At 64.1% G+C, this 20,579-nt stretch carries 17 protein-coding genes and 2 tRNA genes; 12 read left to right on the forward strand and 7 right to left on the reverse strand.

Features of this window, described 5'->3' with window-relative positions:
- Positions 1–21 precede the first annotated feature (21 nt).
- Positions 22–936, forward strand: a complete 915-nt coding sequence (locus tag AC3IQ7_RS24235; RefSeq protein WP_489207514.1) for a LysR family transcriptional regulator — start codon at positions 22–24, stop codon at positions 934–936.
- Here AC3IQ7_RS24235 and mug read toward each other — a convergent pair.
- Positions 917–1,438 (reverse strand): G/U mismatch-specific DNA glycosylase, encoded by a 522-nt coding sequence (gene mug / locus AC3IQ7_RS24240; protein ID WP_489207515.1) that lies wholly within the window; start codon positions 1,436–1,438, stop codon positions 917–919. The genes AC3IQ7_RS24235 and mug overlap by 20 nt on opposite strands.
- 152 nt (positions 1,439–1,590) lie before the next feature.
- Here mug and AC3IQ7_RS24245 point away from each other — a divergent pair, with 152 nt between their 5' ends.
- On the forward strand, positions 1,591–2,067 hold the full coding sequence (locus tag AC3IQ7_RS24245; RefSeq protein WP_099377994.1) for a (2Fe-2S)-binding protein: 477 nt from the start codon (positions 1,591–1,593) through the stop codon (positions 2,065–2,067).
- The gene (locus AC3IQ7_RS24250) at positions 2,064–4,370 is read left to right on the forward strand and encodes a xanthine dehydrogenase family protein molybdopterin-binding subunit (protein ID WP_489207516.1); all 2,307 of its coding nucleotides are present in this window, start codon (positions 2,064–2,066) and stop codon (positions 4,368–4,370) included. The genes AC3IQ7_RS24245 and AC3IQ7_RS24250 overlap by 4 nt, the downstream gene beginning before the upstream one ends.
- Here the strand turns inward: AC3IQ7_RS24250 and AC3IQ7_RS24255 are convergent.
- Positions 4,367–5,545: an MFS transporter gene (locus tag AC3IQ7_RS24255; RefSeq protein ID WP_489207517.1), complete on the reverse strand. Its 1,179-nt coding sequence runs from the start codon at positions 5,543–5,545 to the stop codon at positions 4,367–4,369. The genes AC3IQ7_RS24250 and AC3IQ7_RS24255 overlap by 4 nt on opposite strands.
- A gap of 110 nt (positions 5,546–5,655) precedes the next feature.
- On the opposite strand from AC3IQ7_RS24255, the gene AC3IQ7_RS24260 reads away from it, so the two are divergent.
- Positions 5,656–6,441 carry a helix-turn-helix transcriptional regulator gene (locus tag AC3IQ7_RS24260; RefSeq protein ID WP_322426356.1) on the forward strand — a complete coding sequence of 262 codons (786 nt, stop codon included), beginning with the start codon at positions 5,656–5,658 and terminating at the stop codon, positions 6,439–6,441.
- A 62-nt stretch (positions 6,442–6,503) separates the two neighbouring features.
- Here the strand turns inward: AC3IQ7_RS24260 and AC3IQ7_RS24265 are convergent.
- Positions 6,504–6,580, reverse strand: a tRNA-Met gene (locus tag AC3IQ7_RS24265).
- Positions 6,581–6,722: 142 nt separating this feature from the next.
- Positions 6,723–6,799 (reverse strand) — tRNA-Met (locus AC3IQ7_RS24270).
- 186 nt (positions 6,800–6,985) lie between these two features.
- Between AC3IQ7_RS24270 and AC3IQ7_RS24275 the strand changes: the two genes are divergently transcribed.
- Genes AC3IQ7_RS24275 through AC3IQ7_RS24285 form a run of 3 tightly spaced genes read left to right on the forward strand, consistent with a single transcriptional unit; the run spans position 6,986 to position 9,105 of the window.
- Complete coding sequence (locus tag AC3IQ7_RS24275) at positions 6,986–7,576, forward strand: NUDIX hydrolase (protein WP_099377998.1); 591 nt, start codon at positions 6,986–6,988, stop codon at positions 7,574–7,576.
- A gap of 29 nt (positions 7,577–7,605) precedes the next feature.
- On the forward strand, positions 7,606–8,322 hold the full coding sequence (aat, locus tag AC3IQ7_RS24280) for a leucyl/phenylalanyl-tRNA--protein transferase (protein ID WP_099377999.1): 717 nt from the start codon (positions 7,606–7,608) through the stop codon (positions 8,320–8,322).
- Between the two features lie 60 nt (positions 8,323–8,382).
- The gene (locus AC3IQ7_RS24285; RefSeq protein WP_099378000.1) at positions 8,383–9,105 is read left to right on the forward strand and encodes an arginyltransferase; all 723 of its coding nucleotides are present in this window, start codon (positions 8,383–8,385) and stop codon (positions 9,103–9,105) included.
- Positions 9,106–9,135: 30 nt separating this feature from the next.
- Here AC3IQ7_RS24285 and AC3IQ7_RS24290 read toward each other — a convergent pair whose 3' ends face one another.
- On the reverse strand, positions 9,136–12,447 hold the full coding sequence (locus AC3IQ7_RS24290; RefSeq protein WP_489207518.1) for a S41 family peptidase: 3,312 nt from the start codon (positions 12,445–12,447) through the stop codon (positions 9,136–9,138).
- Between the two features lie 203 nt (positions 12,448–12,650).
- Between AC3IQ7_RS24290 and AC3IQ7_RS24295 the strand changes: the two genes are divergently transcribed.
- The 5 genes from AC3IQ7_RS24295 to AC3IQ7_RS24315 all read left to right on the forward strand — a co-directional run bounded on the left by AC3IQ7_RS24295 (position 12,651) and on the right by AC3IQ7_RS24315 (position 18,564).
- Positions 12,651–13,700 carry a quinone-dependent dihydroorotate dehydrogenase gene (locus AC3IQ7_RS24295; RefSeq protein WP_489207519.1) on the forward strand — a complete coding sequence of 350 codons (1,050 nt, stop codon included), beginning with the start codon at positions 12,651–12,653 and terminating at the stop codon, positions 13,698–13,700.
- Complete coding sequence (locus AC3IQ7_RS24300; protein ID WP_489210515.1) at positions 13,700–14,746, forward strand: aldo/keto reductase; 1,047 nt, start codon at positions 13,700–13,702, stop codon at positions 14,744–14,746. Before AC3IQ7_RS24295 ends, AC3IQ7_RS24300 begins: the two co-directional genes overlap by 1 nt.
- Positions 14,747–15,041: 295 nt before the next feature.
- Positions 15,042–17,459 (forward strand): TonB-dependent receptor plug domain-containing protein, encoded by a 2,418-nt coding sequence (locus tag AC3IQ7_RS24305; protein ID WP_489207520.1) that lies wholly within the window; start codon positions 15,042–15,044, stop codon positions 17,457–17,459.
- 143 nt (positions 17,460–17,602) lie between these two features.
- Complete coding sequence (locus tag AC3IQ7_RS24310) at positions 17,603–18,214, forward strand: immunity protein Imm33 domain-containing protein (protein WP_489207521.1); 612 nt, start codon at positions 17,603–17,605, stop codon at positions 18,212–18,214.
- Complete coding sequence (locus AC3IQ7_RS24315) at positions 18,211–18,564, forward strand: MmcQ/YjbR family DNA-binding protein (protein WP_489207522.1); 354 nt, start codon at positions 18,211–18,213, stop codon at positions 18,562–18,564. Before AC3IQ7_RS24310 ends, AC3IQ7_RS24315 begins: the two co-directional genes overlap by 4 nt.
- Here AC3IQ7_RS24315 and AC3IQ7_RS24320 read toward each other — a convergent pair.
- Positions 18,561–19,493, reverse strand: a complete 933-nt coding sequence (locus tag AC3IQ7_RS24320) for a CysB family HTH-type transcriptional regulator (protein ID WP_099378005.1) — start codon at positions 19,491–19,493, stop codon at positions 18,561–18,563. The genes AC3IQ7_RS24315 and AC3IQ7_RS24320 overlap by 4 nt on opposite strands.
- Before the next feature lie 14 nt (positions 19,494–19,507).
- A complete protein-coding gene (locus AC3IQ7_RS24325) occupies positions 19,508–20,578 on the reverse strand; it encodes a sulfate/molybdate ABC transporter ATP-binding protein (RefSeq protein ID WP_035821525.1) in 1,071 nt (356 codons plus the stop codon).
- Position 20,579 lies beyond the last annotated feature (1 nt).

Raw genomic sequence — 20,579 nt, forward strand, 5'->3', positions numbered from 1 at the left:
AGTATCACATGAGAACGATCTATGGATAGGCTGGAAACCATGACCATCTTGCTGGCGGTGGTGGACGCAGGCAGCCTGTCGGCTGCCGCGCGCCATCTCTCCATGCCGCTGGCCACCGTCAGCCGCAAGGTGGCGGCGCTGGAAGCGCACCTCAACACGCGGCTGCTGCACCGCACGACGCGCCAGTTGTCGCTGACGGAGGCCGGTCTATCCTACGTGACCGCCTGCCGCCGCATCCTCGAAGAGATCGGCGAAGCGGAGCGTATTGCGACGGGCGAATATGCGGCGCCGAAAGGCGAGCTGACGATCACGGCGCCCGTCATGTTCGGACGCCTGCACATCGTGCCCGTGGTGGCGGCGTTCCTGGCCCGCTATCCGGACATCGAGATCAAGCTGGTACTGACGGACCGCGTCCTGCACCTGATGGACGAGCAGGTCGACGTGGCCGTGCGCATCGGCGACCTGCCCAACAGCAGCTTCATGGCGACGCGGGTCGGCACCGTGCGCCGGGTCGTCTGCGCCAGTCCCGGCTACCTGGCAGCGCATGGCACGCCAGCTGCGCCGGGCGACCTGGCAGCCCATGCCTGCATCAGCTTCGAGGTGCTGGAATCGCGGCGCGCCTGGGTCTTCGGCACGGGCAAGGCTGCGCAGTCCGTGTCCGTGCATTCGCGCCTGGCCGTCAATACGGTGGACGCGGCAATCGCCGCCGCCACCCTGGGCGCGGGCGTGATCCGCGTACTGTCGTACCAGGTCATGGACGCCCTGCGCGACGACAGGCTGCGCATCGTGCTCGCACCGTTCGAAGCGGCGCCCTTGCCCGTCAGCCTGCTGCACAAGGGACAAGCGCCGCTGCCGTTGAAATTGCGCGCCTTCCTCGATTTCGTCACGCCGCTGTTGCGCGCCGTGGCACTGGACGTCAGCCCAGCGCGCGCCTGAGTTCCGCATAGGCCTCGACCAGCCGCTCCTTCGAATAGCCGCGATTGAGACCACTCGGATTGGGCAGTATCCACACGCGCGCACCGCCGAAGCGCTCCGACTGCTCGCCCCACTCCAGCTGGCGTTTTCCCGTCATCGCCGCGTAGGCGGCCTTGCCCAGGAAGGCAATCCACTGCGGCTGCGCCAATGCCAGTTTGTGCTGCAGGCTCGCCGCCGCTTGCGCGAATTCATCCGTTCCCACCTGGTCCGCGCGGCTGGTCGGGCGCCCGACGGCCGCCGTCAAACCGAGCCCGAAACCGAGCACGCTGGCATCGTCCTGCGGTGCCACCAGATGCGGCGTGAAGCCGGCCAGGTGCAGCACTGGCCAGAAGCGGTTGCCGCGACCGAGAAAATGGTGGCCGGCGGCCGCCGCGTCCACGCCGGGATTGAGGCCGCAAAATACCACCTGCAAGCCGGGAGCGAGGATGTCGGGCAAACCCGGCGCCGTTGTGATGTATGTCATGGAAAACTCCGATATCAGAAGCCGCAGTATGCCACCGGCCATATCTCCTGCAGCGCAGGGCGGCTGGTGCTACCATCCCATACTGATGAGCTAATCCGTTTGGCGGATGGCCGTCGCGCTGTCCCGCACCATCCCCATTCCGAGGAATACACATGACGACCCTGACCATCAATGGCAAGCAGCACGACCTTGCACTGCCTGAAGACACGCCCCTGCTGTGGGCCCTGCGCGACGAACTGGGCATGACCGGCACCAAATTCGGCTGCGGCATGGCCCTGTGCGGTGCCTGCACCGTGCACCTCGATGGCGAAGCCATCCGCTCCTGCGTAACGCCGGTCTCGGCCGCCGCCGGCAAGAAGATCACCACCATCGAAGCGGTGGGCGAAGACAAGGTTGGCTTTGCGCTGCAGCAAGCGTGGCAGGAACACGGCGTGCCACAATGCGGCTACTGTCAGGCCGGGCAAATCATGTCGGCCACGGCCCTGCTGCACAAGACGCCAAAACCGAACGACCAGCAGATCCGCGAAGCGATGAGCGGCAATATCTGCCGCTGCGGCACCTACACGCGCATCCATGCGGCCATCAAGCAGGCCTCGGCCAGCATCAACGCAAAAGGGGCGGCCAAATGAGCATCCATGACACTGCCGCCGCACATTCGCCCGCGCGGCGCAACTGGCTCAAGGCCGCCGGCGCGCTGGCCGGTTTGACCCTGGTGGCCGGCCCTTCGGGCCTCGTGATGGCGGCCGACGCCGTCAAATACGGCGGCGACAGCATGGCTGGCGGCGTGGTCGACGACACCCTGGTCTTCCTGTCGATCGGCGCCGACGGCATCGTCACCATCGTGGCGCACCGCTCCGAAATGGGCCAGGGTATCCGCACCAGCCTGCCCATGGTGGCAGCCGACGAACTGGGCGCCGACTGGGCGCAGGTGCGCGTGCAGCAGGCGCCCGCCGATGAAGCGCGCTACGGCAGCCAGGATACGGACGGCTCGCGCAGCATGCGCCACTCGTTCCGCGCCATGCGCCACGTGGGCGCCACGGCGCGCCTGATGCTGGAAACGGCGGCCGCCGTGCGCTGGGACGTGCCCGTGACGGAAGTCAGAGCCGTCAACCACGCTGTTGTGCATGCGGCCAGCGGACGCTCGCTGTCGTTCGGCGCGCTGGCCGAGGAAGCGGCCAAATTGCCGGTGCCGCCGCGCGCGCGCATCAGCCTGAAAACGGCGGACGAGCTGCGCTACATCGGACAAACGAGCACGCGCGGCATCGACTTGCACGACATCGTCACCGGCAATACCCACTTCGGCATCGACACGCGCCTCGATGGCATGACGTATGCCGTCATCGCCCGTCCGCCCGTCTTTGGCGGCAAGCTGAAAAGCGTGGACAAGACCGCGGCCCTGAAGGTGCCGGGCGTGCTGCGCATCGTCGAACTGGCGGGCAGCCCGCCGCCGGCCATGTTCAATCCGCTGGGCGGCGTGGCCGTCATCGCGACAAACACCTGGGCCGCCATCAAGGGCCGCGAAGCGCTGGTACTGGAATGGGACGACGGCCCGAACGGCGATTACGACTCGAAGGCATTCCGCAAGACGCTGGAAGCTGCCGTGCGCCAGCCCGCCAACCCGGCGCGCGACCAGGGCAAGACGGTGGCGACGCTGGCCGCCGCTCCCGCCGCGCGCAAGCTCAGTGCCGAATACTATCTGCCCCACCTGGCCCACGCCACCATGGAGCCGCCCGCCGCCACCGTACGCATCGCCAACGGCAAGGCCGAAGTGTGGGCCTGCGTACAGGCGCCGCAGGCGACGCGCAGCAACGTGGCCAAGGCCCTGGGCCTGGCGTATGACGACGTGACCGTGCACGTGACCCTGCTCGGTGGCGGCTTCGGACGCAAATCGAAACCCGATTTCGCCGTCGAGGCGGCGCTACTGTCGAAAGCCATGGATGGCGCGCCCGTCAAGCTGACGTGGACGCGCGACGACGACCTGCAGCACGACTACCTGCACACGGTCTCCGTCGAACGGCTGGAAGCGTCGCTGGACGCGAAAGGCATGCCGACGGCCTGGCTGCACCGCACGGCCGCGCCCACCATCACCTCGACCTTTGCCGCCGGCGCGAACAAGCAGGCGCCGTTCGAGCTGGGCATGTCGGCCATCAACGTGCCGTTCGCCATCGCGAACATCCGCGTCGAGGTGCCCGAAGTGCCGGCCCACACGCGCATCGGCTGGTTCCGTTCCGTGTCGAACATCCCGCACGCGTTTGCCATCCAGTCGTTCACGGCCGAACTGGCCCATGCGGCAAAGAAAGACCACCGCGACTACCTGCTGGCGCTCTTGGGCCCCGCGCGCAAGATCAATCCGGCCGACCTGTCCGACGGCTGGAACTATGGCGAAGACCCGGCAAAGTATCCAGTCGACATCGGCCGCATGCGCCACGTGATCGAGCTGGCGACAGCCAAGGCGGGCTGGGGCCGCAAACTGCCCAAGGGACGGGGACTGGGCCTGGCCGTGTCCTACAGTTTCGTCACCTATGTGGCGGCCGTGATCGAGGTGGAAATCAATGCGGCCGGCGAAGTCATCGTGCCGAGGGTCGATATCGCCATGGATTGCGGACCGCAGATCAACCCGGACCGCGTGCGCTCGCAGATCGAGGGCGCCTGCATCATGGGCCTGTCGCTGGCCATGAGCGGCGAGATCAGTTTCAAGAATGGCCGGGTCGAGCAAAGCAATTTCCACGACTACGCCGTGCTGCGCGCCGCCGACGCGCCGCGCGTGATCCACACGCACCTGGTGCCGGGCACCCTGAACATGGAACTGGGCGGCGTGGGCGAGCCGGCCACGCCACCCATCGCGCCCGCCCTGTGCAACGCCATCTTCGCCGCCACGGGCAAGCGCATCCGCGCCCTGCCCGTGGGCATGCAGCTGGCGAAGAAAGGCTAGGAGCGCCGCGCAACGAAGAACTGCAGCAGCAACGCCGCGGCTGCCACGGCTGCGGCGCCGGCCGCCAGCAGCCACATGGACCAGTCCAGCAGGAGCAGCAAGCCACCCATGGCGGCGCCGATGGCGCTGCCCAGGTAGAGCGCCGATTCGTTGAGGGCGATGGCCAGGTTGCCGTCGCCCTGCCGCGCGCGCACGGCCAGCAACCGCTGGTTTTGCGGCACTTGCAGGGCCCAGCCAGCCGCGCCCCACAGCACGATCGGCGCCAGCATGAGCCAGGCCGACCAGCCGGCCGCCAGCGGCAGCGCGCACAAGGCCAGCGCCAGCAGCAGCAAGATGCAGCAGGTCAGTTTCGGCGCCGCCACCTTGTCCGCCCAAGGCCCGACCAGCACGCTGCCAGCGATTCCCCCCACGCCCCACGCCCACAGGAAAGGTGTGACGGACATCGCCGCGCCGTGCGCCGACCACGCCAGCAGCGGCGCGATAAACGTGTACATGCCCAGGCTGGCGATGGCCGCCAGCAGCGACACGAGCAAGATGGACAGCACCTGCCCATCGGCCAGCAAGGCCAGCTTGCGGCGCAGCGACGTGGCCGGCGCCGCCGGCAGCGCGGGCAGTTTCCACAGCAAGCCCGCCAGCGCCAGCCCACCCAGAAGAGTCACCAGCCACAGGGCCGCCGTCCAGCCCAGCTGCTGCGCCAGCAGCAAACTCAATGGCACACCCAGCACCGTGCCGCCCGCCATGCCGCCCATGATCACGCCGATGGCCTTGCCCCGCTGCTGCGGCGCCGACACGCCCGCCGCCGCCGCGATGCCCAGCGCCAGATACACGCCAGCACCGATGCCGGCGATGCCCCGCCACGTCAGCAGACTGCTGAAACCGGGCGCCAGCGCGCTGGCTGCATTCGCCAGCACGAACACGCCCAGGGCGAGCAAGAGGCCGGAGCGCTGCGCGCGCGCCGGCAGCAAGGCCACGGCAAGCGGCGAGCCGAGGCCATAGGCCAGGGTAAACGCCGTCACCAGTTGCGCGGCCATCGCCAGGGAGATGGAAAACGCGCCGGCGATCATCGGCATCAGGCCCGCCGTCACATACGACGCCATGCCCAGCGCGAACGCGCCAATGGCGATCAGGTAGACGGTGGCGGGAAGACCGGTACGGGAGGAAGAATAGTCAGACATGGGCCAGCTTTCAGAAAGAAAGCAGGCATTCTGGAATACAATATAAACAATTACAATTTAACTGTTTATGCTATTACTGATAGCAACAGACTCACCGGAAAGACAACACCATGCGCACTTTGGCCCGCACCCGCCACGAACTGGCCGCCTACCTGCAGGCGCGCCGCGCACGCCTGTCGCCTGAGGACGTGGGCTTGCCCGGCGGCGGGCGACGCAGGACGCCCGGCTTGCGCCGCGAAGAAGTGGCGGCGCTGGCTGGCGTGGGGCTGACCTGGTACACCTGGCTGGAGCAGGGGCGCGACATCGGCGTCTCGAGCGCCTTTCTCGACAAGCTGGCCGAAGTGCTGAAACTGGACGGGGGCGAACGCCGCCACCTGTTCCTGCTCGCACATGCGCGTCCGCCAGCCGAAGAAGGCAAGACGTTTTGCGTGGTGCCCCCGCCGGTGCGCCGCCTGATGCACGAGCTGGCGCATCCGGCCTATGTGCTCAATCTGCGCTGGGACGTGCTGGCTTTCAATGCGGGCGCGGACACGCTGTTTGGCTTCGGCGCGCATGTGCCATCGCGGCGCAATCTGCTGTGGCTCTTGTTTACCGATCCGCTGCTGCGATCACGCTTCACGGCCTGGGAAGAGCAGGCGCCGCTGATGCTGTCGAGCTTTCGCCGCGACTACGCGCGCGCCACGCAGGAAGCGGACATCCACGCGCTGGTGCAGGAACTGGAAAAAGTCTCGCCCGAATTCAAGCTGTGGTGGCGCCGCCACGACGTGCATGCGCCATGCGCCGGCGTGCGTCGCCTGAGCATCGACGGCGAGCAAGTCGCGTACGAGCACACCTCGCTGACCATCGATGCGGACCGCCATTTGCGGCTGGTCGTGTATGCGCGCCAGTTGGAATAGGAAATCTCCCCGCACAACGAAAAAACCGCTGGCCCTCTTGCGAGGAACCAGCGGCTTCGAAATGGTTGCGGGGACAGGATTTGAACCTGTGACCTTCGGGTTATGAGCCCGACGAGCTGCCAGACTGCTCCACCCCGCACTCGAATTATATACCAGATTGTTGCGCGGCGTAAAGGGCATGATTTGACAATTGCACGTGTGCCCCGTCTGCCGGAGTTTTCCGCTGGCCAGCAATGGAAAAAGCCGCTGATCTTTTGCAAGAATCAGCGGCTTTCCGGTATTGGTTGCGGGGACAGGATTTGAACCTGTGACCTTCGGGTTATGAGCCCGACGAGCTGCCAGACTGCTCCACCCCGCACAAGAATTATAAGGGCAAACGGGTGGCTTAGGCAATAGCTATCTCAAATTCAACCGTAATAGACCAATCTAATGAATGCGCGGGCGAGAGGATCGCCGGCCCAGCGTGCCTGCGCAGCTCGCCACGGGGTGCGCAATCGGTGTACAGTAAGCGTTACACCAGACACCCATTTTCCGAAGCCTGCCCATGAAATTCTGCTCCGAATGCGCCCATCCTGTCAGCCTGTCCATTCCGGAAGGCGACAACCGTCCGCGCTATGTCTGCGCCAACTGCGACGCCATCCATTACCAGAACCCGAAAATGGTGGTCGGCTCCATCCCCGTGTGGGAAGAAGATGGCCAGCTGCAGGTCTTGCTGTGCAAGCGCGCCATCGAGCCGCGCCTCGGTTACTGGACCCTGCCGGCCGGTTTCATGGAAAACGATGAAACGACGTCGGACGCGGCCGAGCGCGAAACGGTAGAGGAAGCGGGCGCGAATATCGAACTGGGACCCCTGTTTTCACTGCTCAACGTGCAGCGCGTGCACCAGGTGCACCTGTTCTACCTGGCGCGTTTGCGCGACCTCGATTTCGCGCCCGGCATCGAAAGCCTGGACGTGCAGCTGTTTACGGAAGCACAGATTCCCTGGGAGGACCTGGCCTTCCCCACCATCCGCGCCACCCTGGAACTGTTCTTTGCCGACCGCGTGAAAATCCGCGAAGGCGGCAGCTACGGCGTGCATACGGGCGACATCACGCGTCCGATGGCGCGCACGGATGCCGAGCAAGCCCCCGAATAAGTCCCCTCACCTGCCACCTTTGACGCCGCATGATTCCCTGGCTCGACACCCATACCCCGTTCCCCGACGTCTCGCGCGCCCTGACCGACGAGGCGCCCGGCCTGCTGGCGGCCGGCGCCGACCTGTCGCCCGCGCGCCTGCTTGACGCCTACCGGCGCGGCATCTTCCCCTGGTTTTCCGAAGGCCAGCCTATTTTGTGGTGGAGCACCGACCCGCGCATGGTGCTGATGACGGAGCATTTCAAAGTGTCCGACAGCTTGGCCAAGGCGATCCGCAAGGTCGAGCGCAGCGCCGCCACGGACGGACGCTGGCAGCTGCGCTTCGACGGCGATTTCGACGCCGTCATGCGCGCCTGCGCAGCGCCGCGCAAGGATGGCCCGGGCACCTGGATTTCCGACGAAATCATCGCCGGCTACACGGGCTTGCACAAGCTGGGCTACGCACACTCGTCGGAACTGTGGCTCGATGGAGAACTGGTCGGCGGCGCGTATGGCGTGTCGATCGGGCGCATGTTCTATGGCGAATCGATGTTCGCGCGCGTGACGGATGGCTCGAAGATCGCGCTGGCGCAGCTGGTGCGCTTTTTGAAGGCGCGCGGCGTGACCATGATTGACTGTCAGCAAGAAACAAGGCACCTGGCCTCGCTGGGCGCAGCGCCCATTTCGCGCGCGCGCTTCCTCGCCCATGTGAGGATCGCCATTGAAGCAGCGCAAATCACGGATTGGCAGGCTGCGCCACCGGCATAAAAAAGCTATGATATCTCTACGCAGACTTCCATTGCCGCGGACAGACCAGACAGGATCAGCATGACGCACCTGAACGAACTACCGTTTGCCACCCTGCAGTTCTACACGACGGCGCCCTACCCGTGCAGCTACCTGGACGACCGCCAGGCCCGCTCGCAGGTGGCCACGCCTTCGCACCTGATCAACAGCGACGTGTATTCGGAACTGGTGCGCAACGGCTTTCGCCGCAGCGGCATTTTTACCTACCGCCCGTATTGCGACGGCTGCCAGGCCTGCATTCCCGTGCGCGTCGTGACGGGCGAGTTCACGCCCAACCGCAACCAGCGCCGCGCCTGGAGCCGGCATGCCGACCTGCAGGCGGGCGTGGCCACCCTGTCCTTCCTCGACGAGCACTACGAACTGTACCTGCGCTACCAGAGCACGCGCCATGCGGGCGGCGGCATGGACCAGGACAGCCGCGACCAGTATGCGCAGTTCCTGCTGCAAAGCCGGGTCAACACGCGCCTGGTGGAGTTCCGCGATGCCGAAGGCATCCTGCGCATGGTCAGCATCATCGACGTGCTGGCCGATGGCCTGTCATCCGTCTACACTTTTTTTGACCCCGACGTGCCGGGCGCCTCGTACGGCACCTACAACGTGCTGTGGCAAATCGCCCAGGCGCGCGAACTGGGCCTGCCCTACATCTACCTCGGTTACTGGATCGAGCAAAGCCCGAAGATGGCGTATAAAATCAACTTCAAGCCGCTGGAAGCGCGCATCAAGGGGCAGTGGGTCGTGATGTAAAAAAAGGGGCTTGCGCCCCTTTTTCATTGCCTACTTGCTCTTGTCCGGAAACGCCGGACGCTTGGGTCGCGCGGGAGGGTTCTTCGCCAGTTCGGCCTGGATCACCTCGATCGCCTTTTCCAGCTGCGGATCGCGGCCGGCGATGACGTCGGCCGGCGTTTGCTCGACTTCGATATCGGGCGGCACGCCTTCGTTTTCCACGCCCCAGCCGTTTTCGCGCGTCCAGAACGCCAGGTTGGGCGCCGTGATGAAGCCGCCATCCATCAGCACGGGGAAACCGAGGACGCCCACCAGGCCGCCCCAGGTGGCCTTGCCGATCAGCGGGCCCATGTTATTTTTGCGGAACATCCACGGCAGCAGGTCGCCGCCCGAACCGGCCGTCTCGTCGATCAGCATGGCGCGCGGGCCCTGGATCGACGCGGACGGCGTCTTCATGTCAGCGCCATAGCGCATGGTCCACCAGGCGATTTCCTTCTTCTGCAGGATCTCGATGTAGTAATCGGCCACGCTGCCGCCGCCATTGAAACGCTCGTCGACGATGATGGCCTGCTTGTCCGCCTGCGGGAAGAAGTAGCGCTTGAAGTAAGTGTGGCCCAGGCCCGCCGTATTCGGCACGTACACGTACGCCACCTTGCCGCCGGTCGCCACGTTGACCTTGCGCATATTGCCTTCGATCCAGTCGCGGTTGCGCAAGGCATCCTCGGTCGGGACGGGCACGACGGTGATCGTGCGCGCGCCCTTGCCGTCGGCCGAGGGACCGACTGTCAGATCGATGGCCTTGCCCGCCGTGTTTTCAAAGGCGCTGTACAAGTTGGTGGGTGGCGCCACCGGGCGGCTGTCGACGGCCAGCAGGTATTCGCCCGCCTTGACGTTCAGGCCAGGCTCCGTCAGCGGCGCGCGCAGGGCCGGATTCCAGTTCAAGCCGCCATACACTTTCTTGAAGCGATAATGACCGTCGCTCACGTCATAGTCGGCGCCCAAGAGTCCACCCGGCACTTTCTTCGCCTCGATAAAATCGTCGCCGCCGCCGCCGCGATGGTGGCCCACGGCCAGTTCGCTGCACATCCACTGGATCAGGCGATTCAGGTCCGCGCGGCTCGACAGCTCGGGCAGGAACACGGCGTACTTGTCGCGCATGGCCTTCCAGTCCACGCCATGCATGCCCGGATCATAGAAGTAATCGCGGTTGATGCGCCACACCTCGTTGAAAATCTGCGTCCACTCGGCGCGCGGATCGGCTTTTACTTCAATGGCGTCGACCTTGATCTTGCCTTCGCCCGGCGCCAGCAGCTTGCCCGTGGCAGAGCCCATGGCCCAGTTATCCTTCTGGCGGTACAGCAGCTTCTTGCCATCGGCCGACACTTCGAAGTCGTCCGCTTCGGCCACCACGGTTTCCGCCTTGCGCTCCTTCAGATCGAAGCGCTGCACGGCCTTCTTGCCATCGCTTTCGCGCAGCAAAAAGATCTGCCCCGCAGCGCCAGCAGTCAGATTGGAGAACTGCGCGGCCGGCAGCGGCAGGTCGACGATGCGCGTGGCGATGCCATCGAAATCGATGTGGATCGGCGCCACGGGCGCCACGACTACTTTCGGGTCGTCGCGGCCCGTCTTCGGATCGATCTTCGCTTCGCTCTTCGGCTCCGCCTCCGCCTTCGCCGTGTCCTTCTTGCTCTCCGCGCTGGCGGCCTTTTCCTCGTCGCTTTCCTTGATCAGCGGCGACGGCAGGTCGCGCCGCAGCACGGCCATCCACACGGTGCGCGTCACCAGGTTGTCTTCATTCTGCTGCGAGAACCAGTTGTTGCTGGGGCCAGCATTGGTGGACGCAAAGAAGTACAGGTATTTGCCGCTCTTGTCGAACACGGGCTGGGCCACGTCGGACAGACCATCGGTCACGGGCATCGACTTGTTCTGCTCGACGGAATAGATATAGGCGCTGCGCGTGTAGGTGGGCGAATTGAGCGTGTAGGCCAGCCAGCGCGAATCGGGCGCCCACGAGGCGCGCATGCTCTTGTCGACGCCATACATCGGCTCCGTGGCCACTTTCTGCACCTTGCCCGTGCCGACGTCGATCATGTACATGCTCCAGCCATTGTCGGCAAACGCGATCTTCCTGCTGTCGGGCGACCAGACGGCGTTGTCATAGAAGCCGCTGCCATTGAGCTTGAGCTTTTTTACGGCACCCTTGCCATCCTGCGCCCGCACATGCAGTTCATATTCTCCCGACTCGTCCGAGAAATACGCGACCGAGCGGCCATCTGGCGACCAGATGGGCGTGCGCTCGTGGGCGCCGGCCGTCTGCGTCAGGTTGCGCACGTCACCCTTGTCGGCGGGGATGGTGACGATCTCGCCCCGGTACTCGAAGGCGATGCGCGCGCCCGAGGGCGAAATCGACGCGTCGCGGATGTATTTCGCGTTCTTGACCCAGCGGGGCCGCGTTTGCCCCAGGTCGCTGGCCACGCCGATGGCCAGCTTGTGCGCCTGGCCGCTGGCGATGTCAAACGCGTGCAGGTAGCCCGCCTGCTCGTAGACGATGGTGCCGTTCGCGGCCGACGCGTTCAGCACGGGGAAATCCGCATGCTGCGTCAGCTGGCGCACGGCTTTCGTCTTCACGTCATACGCAAACAGGTTGAATTCGCCATTGCGGTCGGAGCGGAAGTAGACGGTGTCGCCCAGCCACATGGGGTCGACGTCGTTCGAGCGCGTCGTCGGCTGGGGGATTTTTTCGATCGACTTGTCGCTGGACGAAAATAGCCAGAGCCAGGAATTGGTGCCTCCACGGTAGCGCTTCCACTGCTTGAAGGCAGGCGCCAGCGGGTTGTATGCAATGTGCTTGCCATCGGGCGAATACGTGGCGCGCGAGGCGTTCGGGATTTCCAACTGCGTTTCCACGCCGCCCGCCACCGGCACCGTAAACAGCTTCTGGAAGCGGTTGTTGAAGGCGGCACGCGGTGAGGTGAACATCACGGCCTGACCGTCTGGCGTGAACGATTGCGCCAGATCAACACCTGGGTGGAAAGTCAGGCGACGCGGCACGCCGCCGGCGGCCGCGATCACATACACGTCGACATTGCCGTCGATGTTGGCGCTATACGCGATCTGGCTGCCGTCGGGCGAGAACACCGGGTTGGACTTGTCGCCCAGGTCGGACGTCAGGCGCCGCGCGCCGCCGCCATCGAGGTTGGACAGCCACAAATCGCCCGCATAGATGAAGGCGATGTGACGGCTGGAGACGGCCGGTTCGCTCAGCATGCGGGTATCTTGCGTATTCGGCAGTGCCAGGGCCGGGTGGCTCAGCAACAGTGCGCTGGCGGCCGCGATGGCGGTCAGGATGCGTGTCTTTTTCAATCGATGTCTCGCTTATGAAGTCAACAGAACAGAGAAGAAACAGGAAAGTCCAAGGCCGGATGCGGATTATCAATGGATCAATATTGCATTTGGCCAACAAGAACTATACACCCGGCAGCCGCGTGGAACACGGTAAAATACGGCACTTATTTCGCGCGCCGCCAGCCCTTCCCGGCGGCCCGCACACCTACTCAAAGCGCCCCATGTCTGAAAAATTCCTGTACTCCCTCGCCCGCCCCTTGCTGTTTTCGATGGATGCCGAAGCGGCCCACCATCTCACCCTGCCCGCCCTGAAACGCGCCAGCGCGCTGGGCCTGACGAAGCTGGCCGGCAAACCGGCGGCGGACCCACGCACGGTGATGGGCATCACCTTCCCGAACCCTGTCGGCCTGGCCGCCGGCCTGGACAAGGATGGCGCCTACATCGACGCGCTGGCCGACCTGGGCTTTGGTTCCATCGAAGTGGGTACCGTCACGCCGCGCGCGCAGGCGGGCAATCCGAAACCGCGCATGTTCCGCCTGCCGCAAGCGCAGGGCATCATCAACCGCATGGGTTTCAATAATGGCGGCGTCGACGCCTTTGTCGCCAACGTGCAGGCATCGAAGTTTTACCAGAACCGCGCCGGCGTGCTGGGCCTGAACATCGGCAAGAACGCCGACACGCCGATCGAACGGGCGGCCGACGACTACCTGCTGTGCCTGGAGAAAGTCTACCCCTACGCCAGCTATGTGACAGTGAACATCTCGTCGCCGAACACCAAGAATCTGCGCCAGCTGCAGGGCGCGTCGGAACTCGACGCCCTGCTGTCGCAGCTCAAGGAAGCCCAGGCACGCCTGGCCGACAAGCACAAGCGCTACGTGCCACTGGCCCTGAAAATCGCCCCGGACATGGATGGCGAACAGGTGAAAAGCATCGCCGAGTCGCTCACGCGCCACAAGATTGATGGCGTCATCGCTACCAACACGACCCTGTCGCGCAGCGCCGTGGAAGGCATGCCGCACGGCGCCGAAGCGGGCGGCCTGTCGGGTGCGCCCGTGTTCGAACTGTCGAACAATGTCATCCGTCTGCTGAAGGCGGAACTGGGCGACGCACTGCCCATCATCGGCGTGGGCGGCATCATGCAGGGCAGCGACGCCGTGGCCAAGATCGAGGCGGGCGCGCAACTGGTGCAGTTGTACAGCGGCCTGATTTACGCCGGTCCCGCGCTGATCAAGGATTGCGCGCGCGCGCTGCGCGGCAAACAGGCCAAATGATCAACAAGATCAAACTGGGTTCCAGCAATCTGGAAGTGAGCCGGATCTGCCTGGGCACGATGACCTTCGGCGAACAGAATAGCGAAGCCGAAGCGCACAGCCAGCTCGATTACGCGCTGGAGCGGGGCATCAACTTCATCGACACGGCCGAGATGTATCCGGTGATGGCCAGCGCGCAGACGCAGGGCAGCACGGAGCGCTACATCGGCAGCTGGCTCAGGAAAAGCGGCAAGCGCAGCCAGATCGTGCTGGCCAGCAAGGTGGCGGGGCCGAATTCGCGCATGCACTGGATACGCAAGGGCAAGACGGATCACGACGCGGCCAACATCCGCGCCGCCGTCGAAGACAGTTTGCGCCGGCTGCAGACGGAGCACATTGACCTGTATCAATTGCACTGGCCCAGCCGCAACCTGCCCATCTTCGGCGCCAGCGTGTACAACCCGCGCAAGGAGCACGCGTCGGTCGCCATCGAAGACACCTTGGCCGTGCTGGGCAAGCTGGTCGACGAAGGCAAGATCGGCCACATCGGCGTGTCGAACGAATCGTCGTGGGGCGTATGCGAATACATCAAGCAGGCGCAGCTGAAAGGCTTGCCGCGCATCGTATCCATCCAGAACCTGTACAACCTGACGGCGCGCCATTTCGAGACGAGCCTGCTCGACGAAACCTGCCACCGGGAAAACGTCAGCTTGCTCGCCTACAGCCCGCTGGCGTTCGGCCAGCTGACGGCGAAGTACCTCGACGATCCGCAGGCCAAGGGCCGCCTGACGCGCTTCCCGGCCGGCTGGAGTCCCCGCTACGTGCGCCCCGCTACCATCGCGGCCGCCGGCCAGTATGCGGCGCTGGCCCGCGCGCACGGCTTGACGCCGGCGCAACTGGCGCTGGCCTGGTGCTACTCGCGCTGGTTCGTGGCCTCGACCATCATCGGCGCCACCAGCGTGGCGCAGCTGCAGCAAAATATCGACGCGCATCAAGTCACGCTGTCGCCGGAACTGGTGGCGGCCGTCGACGCCATCCACGCCAGCGCTCCCAATCCGGGACAGTAAACGCCCTCCGTCTGGCGGTGCATGTCGCCGCCAGACTCCCCACTCTCATCCAGATAGTCGTATTTATGCAACAGCTGGCAATTTACTGCTGTGCAGCATTGCGGCCTTGCCATGCCCGGTCGTATGCTGGAAACGAGGCCATATGCGCTACCCGCGCCATTCGGACGCGTATCAGACATTTATTGCATATCGATAGACAGAACGATTCGTAAGCATGCCACAGGCCCACTGTTACTCTGATGTCATCACCGGACCGCCCTGGTTCGCGCATTCACTAACCGAAGAGATATTGTCGATGAGTTCAAGCACCGCCCGCTCCCAGATTCCCGCCCTGCCCGTGAAAACCGTTATTGCAGCCAGCCTGATCGCCTGCTTCAGCCTGCCCATGCAAGCGCAAGCGCAGCAAGAGCTGCCGGCCGAAGGCGAATTGCAATCGGTGGTGGTCACCGGCACCTTCGCCAAGAACCGCCGCACCATCGATTCCGAGTCGCCGATCGACATCCTCACCTCGCGCGACCTGCAAAGCACGGGTTCGGCCGAACTGGCCACCGTGCTGGCGCGCCTGCTGCCATCGATGAACTTCCCCCGTCCGACGGGTGCCGATGGCAGCGATGCCGTGCGCCCTGCCCAGCTGCGCGGCCTGTCGCCCGACCAGACGCTGGTACTGGTGAACGGCAAGCGCCGCTACACCTCGGCCGTCGTCAACGTCAACGGTACCCTGGGCCGCGGCTCGGCGCCGGTCGACCTGAACGCCATTCCCCTGGCCGCCATCGACCATGTGGAAGTGCTGCGCGATGGCGCGGCGGCCCAGTATGGCTCCGATGCGATTGCCGGCGTAATCAACATCATCCTGAAAAAAGGTGCGGCCGGTGGCGACATCGAAGTGGGCTATGGCCAGACGCAGGAACGCGACGGCAAGCAAAAATCCATCAAGGGTTCGGCCGGCTTCGCCCTGGGCGACGATGGCTGGGTGCGCGTCTCGGCAGAAGTGGCCGATCGCGGTCCGACCAACCGTGCCGGCCGCGATTTCAGCAACCCGCTGGAACCGCGCTATGGCCAGGTCAACCTGCGCTACGGCGATGCCGAGAGCAAGCCGGCCACCGTCTTCATCAACAGCGAATACCATCTCGGCGACAACCTGGACTGGTATGCCTTCGGCGGCTACGGCCAGCGCGACACCTCGGCCGGCGCCACCTGGCGCGCAGGCCTGGTGAAGAATGAAAAAGGGGACTACATCACGCGCTCGTCGATCTTTCCCCAAGGCTTCTTGCCAATCCAGAACAGCACCCTGACCGACCAGTCGCTGGTGACCGGCTTGCGCGGCGAAGCGGCCGGCTGGCGCTGGGATGCCAGCCTGAATTACGGCAGCAACAAGTTCAAGCTGGATCTCGACAATACCGTCAATTTCGACCTGGCCGCCGCCAGCCCCACGCACTTCTATGTGGGCTCCCTGAAAAATGAACAGACCGTCCTGAATCTCGACGCGGCGCGCGAATTCCCCGTCGCTTACTTTACGGGGCCGCTGACGGTGGCCGTGGGCGCCGAAGCGCGCCATGAAAAATACACGATCGGCGCTGGCGAGAAAGCATCGTATACCGGCACCGGTTCGCAGGGCTTTGCCGGCTTCCGTCCCGAAAACGCGGGTAGCCACAGCCGCCACAATGAATCGATCTACGTCAACCTGGAAGCGGAAGCGACGAAAAAACTGTCCGGTGGCGTGGCCCTGCGCCATGAGCGCTACAGCGATTTCGGCAGCACCACCTCGGCCAAGGGTTCGGCCCGCTATGCCTTCACGGACGCCCTGTCCCTGCGCGGCACCGTGTCGAGCGGCTTCCGCGCGCCATCGCTAGCGCAGCAGTACTACACCATCACCACCACCAACTTCCAGGTCATCAATGGCACGAATACGGCCATCGAAACGGGTACCTTTGCCGTCAACACGCCACAGGCACGCGCCCTGGGCGCACAAGACCTGAAGGCGGAGAAAGCGCGCAACTACAGCCTGGGCCTGCAGTTCCAGCCCACCCGCAACTTCACGACGACGATCGACGCCTACCGCATCGACATCGATGACCGCATCCTGTTTTCCTCCAATCTGATACTCAGCACTACTTTGAAAAACATCCTGGCCGCGCAGGGCACGCCAGTGGGCGCGGGACGCTATTTCACCAACGCCGTCGATACGCGCACGGAAGGCGTCGACATCGTCAGCACCTACCGCATCGACTTGCAGGACAAGGATCGCCTGGACCTCACCGTGGCCTACAACCACAACAAGACCTCGGTGCAGAAAGTGGCGGACAATCCGGCCATCCTGACGGCCAACAACCTGAAACTGATCGACCGCCAGACCATCCAGCGCGCCACCGTCGGTTCGCCGAAAGACAAGTTCAGCCTGGCTGCCGACTACAGCTTCGGCATCTGGAATGCGCACGGCGTCGTAACGCGCTACGGCAGCTTCATCGTGCCGCAAAACAATGCCCTGCAAGACCAGCACTACGATCCGCAATGGGTGCTGGACGTGTCCGGTTCCGTAAAACTGGGCAAGAACTGGCGCCTGGTGGCCGGTATCGACAACGTCACCAACCGCTATCCTGACCAGATCACCAGCGTAGGTAACCTCAACAATGGCGGCACCCAGCCGTACAGCGGCTTCGCGCCGAACGGCTTCAACGGCCGCTACTACTACGCCAAGGCTGGCTATAGCTGGTAAGCGCAACGGCAGCATATGAAAAGGGAGGCCTCGCGCCTCCCTTTCTTATTTGCCGCTCATCATTGATCAAGGATGGCGCGCGGCGTGCTTTCAAGCCTGCAATCGGCTACCATGGGTTTTACTCTTCTTGATGACGGACCACCATGCCCAGCTGGCACCTGGCCGACGCCGCCGAACTGGCGGCGCGCCACCCTTACACCTTTTATAAATCGCCGCCCGAGGCCATCGCCCAGGTGCGCCCCGGCGACGTGGTCAAGCTGATCTTCGCCTTCCACAGCGACGATCCGCAGGCACCGGGCGCCGAGCGCATGTGGGTGCTGGTGGATACGGTCGAACCGCATGGCCGCTTCACCGGCAAGCTCGACAACATGCCCGGCTACATCGCCGATTTGCAGGCCAAAGACCCCATCGCCTTCGAGGCCCGCCACATCATCAATACGCAGCACGACGATGACGATAACCTCGTCAACCGCTACGCGGGCCTGTGCTTCGTCACAAAACGCGTGCTGGAAGACGGCGCGCCCGTCGGTTATCTGTACCGAGAGGAACCGGATAACGGCGACGACAGCGGCTGGCGCTTCACGGCCAACGACGAGAGCGACGACTACATCAACGACAGCGCCAACGTGGCCCTCGTCTCGCTGGGCGCCGTGCTCAGCGTGGACGATCGTTTTATTGCGCTGCTGGACTCTCCGGCCGGGTCAGCCTATGCCTTCGACCATAACACGCAACAATTCGTGGCGGTTGAGGAATGACAAGCGATGAACTGAAAGATTTTTGTGCGTCGCAGCCCGGCGCGCAAGCCGTGCTGTACGGTGCGCCGTCGAACATCCTCGTGTATGCAGTGGCGGGGAAAAAATTTGCGTATTTCAAGACCAGCGCACCGGAACAGTGGCGCTTCAGCCTGCGGGTCAGCGCCGGGCGCTTTGTCGAACTGACGGACATGCCGGGCGTGAAACCGGCCCGCTACATGGGTCGCTTTCACTGGGTGACGATCGTCGATGTTGCGCGCTTCCCGGCCGATTACCTGGCCGAACTGGTACAGGACAGCTACGCGCGCGCCGTGGCCAGCCTGACGCGCGCGCAACAGACAGCCATCGCCTAGAGCGCTTCCTCTCCCGCCATGGCGCGGTCGATGTCTTCGCGCGTCAGGTCAGGCGCCAGCTGCAGGATGAACTCGTAGGCATAGGCACGCAGGTAGGCACCGCGACGCACGGCCAGGCGCGTCGTGTTGGTGGCGAACAGGTGCGATGCTTCCACGGCCCGCAGGCCCTTGTCGCGGCCATGGTCGAAGGCCATCGAAGCAACAATACCCACGCCCAGGCCCAGCGCCACGTATTGCTTGATGACGTCGGAATCCATGGCCGTGAGGATGATGTCGGTCGCCACGCCCGCCTTGGCGAACGCGTCGTCGATATGGCCGCGCCCCGTGAAACCCTTGTCGTAGGTAATCAGCGGATATTTCGCCAGGTCTTCCAGGCGGATGGGCGAGTGTTCGAGCAGCGGATGGCCGTCCGGCACGACGATCAAATGGCTCCAGCGGTAGCACGGGAACGACACGAGGTCAGGGAACTGGCTCAAGCCTTCCGTGGCGATGCCGATGTCGGTCTTGCCGGACAGCACCCATTCCGCGATGTGCTCGGGTGCGCTTTGTTGTAGCGCAATACGCACGTCGGGGTAAGCGGCGCGGAAACTTTGCACCACTTTCGGCAGCGCATAGCGCGCCTGCGTGTGCGTGGCCGCCACGGACAAGGTGCCGCTGGTCTGACCGCTGTATTCGAGGCTGGCCTGCTGCAGGTTTTCCGCCTCGATCAGCAGGCGGTCGACGATCTTCAAAATACCCTTGCCCGGCTCCGTCAAGCCCGTCAAACGCTTGCCGTTGCGCTCGAAAATCACCACGCCCAGCTCGTCCTCGAGTTCGCGGATTTGCCGGCTCACGCCCGGCTGCGACGTGAACAGGGCGTTCGCCACTTCCGTCAGGTTATAGCCGCGGCGGGCCGCTTCGCGGATCGATCGCAGTTGTTGAAAATTCATGGTGTTCCAGCCTCTCAGGTTCTTGTAGGTTCAACGAACACGTGTAACCGTTTCGGGCGAACAACTAACGTCTCGCCCTCCTTCAGCTGCAGATGGGTAAAACGCTCATTCGACATCACCGCTTCGATCAGCTCGCTGTTATCGACGCGCTGCAAGTCCAGCTGGGCCAGCGGACCGATCGCATGCGCGCGGCTCAGTTTCACGACGATGCCTTCCGCACCCTGCGTGTAGCGGTCGATTTCCAGGTCATGCGGACGCACGTAGGCCGTGCCCTTGCTGTCGCTCACGCCTGCGTAATCGGGCACTTCGAAGCTGGCGTCGCCCGTCGCCATCACGCCGTCATGCACGCGGCCGTGGAACAGGTTGACGTTGCCCAGGAAGCCATACACGAAGGGCGAAGCCGGATGGTTGTAGACTTGCTCTGGGGAACCGAGTTGCTCGACGGTACCCTTGTTCATCAGCACGACCTGGTCCGCCACTTCCAGCGCTTCTTCCTGGTCATGCGTGACGAAAATACTGGTGACGTGCAAGTCGTCATGCAGACGGCGCAGCCAGCGGCGCAATTCCTTGCGCACCTTGGCATCCAAAGCGCCGAACGGCTCGTCAAGCAGCAGCACGCGCGGTTCGACAGCCAGCGCGCGGGCCAGGGCGATACGCTGGCGTTGCCCGCCCGACAGTTGCGGCGGATAGCGGTCGGCCAGCCAGTCCAGCTGCACCAGTTCCAGCAAATCTTTCACCTTGCGGCGGATCTGGTCTTCCGATGGGCGCTCGCTGCGCGACTTCACGCGTAAACCAAAGGCCACGTTTTCAAACACGGTCATGTGCTTGAACAGTGCATAGTGCTGGAAGACGAAACCGACTTGCCGCTCGCGCACGTGGCGGTTCGACGCGTCTTCCGCATCGAGCAGCACCTGGCCGCTGTCCGGATGTTCGAGGCCCGCAATAATGCGCAGCAAGGTGGTCTTGCCGCAACCGGACGGGCCCAGCAGGGCCGTCAATTCACCGGCGGGAAAGTCCAGCGAGATATTGTCGAGGGCGACGAAATCACCGAAACGTTTATTGATGTTTTTAACTGCGATGGTCATA

It is taken from the genome of Janthinobacterium sp. GL_088 (genome assembly GCF_057837845.1).

Coding starts and splice junctions, on each gene's coding strand:
- mug (WP_489207515.1), bottom strand. CDS start 1,438: ATGACATACATCACAACGGCGCCGGGTTTGCCCGACATCCTCGCTCCC.
- AC3IQ7_RS24285 (WP_099378000.1), top strand. CDS start 8,383: ATGACGCACCTGAACGAACTACCGTTTGCCACCCTGCAGTTCTACACG.
- AC3IQ7_RS24310 (WP_489207521.1), top strand. CDS start 17,603: ATGCCCAGCTGGCACCTGGCCGACGCCGCCGAACTGGCGGCGCGCCAC.
- AC3IQ7_RS24315 (WP_489207522.1), top strand. CDS start 18,211: ATGACAAGCGATGAACTGAAAGATTTTTGTGCGTCGCAGCCCGGCGCG.
- AC3IQ7_RS24305 (WP_489207520.1), top strand. CDS start 15,042: ATGAGTTCAAGCACCGCCCGCTCCCAGATTCCCGCCCTGCCCGTGAAA.
- AC3IQ7_RS24255 (WP_489207517.1), bottom strand. CDS start 5,545: ATGTCTGACTATTCTTCCTCCCGTACCGGTCTTCCCGCCACCGTCTAC.
- AC3IQ7_RS24275 (WP_099377998.1), top strand. CDS start 6,986: ATGAAATTCTGCTCCGAATGCGCCCATCCTGTCAGCCTGTCCATTCCG.
- AC3IQ7_RS24245 (WP_099377994.1), top strand. CDS start 1,591: ATGACGACCCTGACCATCAATGGCAAGCAGCACGACCTTGCACTGCCT.
- AC3IQ7_RS24295 (WP_489207519.1), top strand. CDS start 12,651: ATGTCTGAAAAATTCCTGTACTCCCTCGCCCGCCCCTTGCTGTTTTCG.
- AC3IQ7_RS24250 (WP_489207516.1), top strand. CDS start 2,064: ATGAGCATCCATGACACTGCCGCCGCACATTCGCCCGCGCGGCGCAAC.
- AC3IQ7_RS24320 (WP_099378005.1), bottom strand. CDS start 19,493: ATGAATTTTCAACAACTGCGATCGATCCGCGAAGCGGCCCGCCGCGGC.
- AC3IQ7_RS24325 (WP_035821525.1), bottom strand. CDS start 20,578: ATGACCATCGCAGTTAAAAACATCAATAAACGTTTCGGTGATTTCGTC.
- aat (WP_099377999.1), top strand. CDS start 7,606: ATGATTCCCTGGCTCGACACCCATACCCCGTTCCCCGACGTCTCGCGC.
- AC3IQ7_RS24260 (WP_322426356.1), top strand. CDS start 5,656: ATGCGCACTTTGGCCCGCACCCGCCACGAACTGGCCGCCTACCTGCAG.
- AC3IQ7_RS24235 (WP_489207514.1), top strand. CDS start 22: ATGGATAGGCTGGAAACCATGACCATCTTGCTGGCGGTGGTGGACGCA.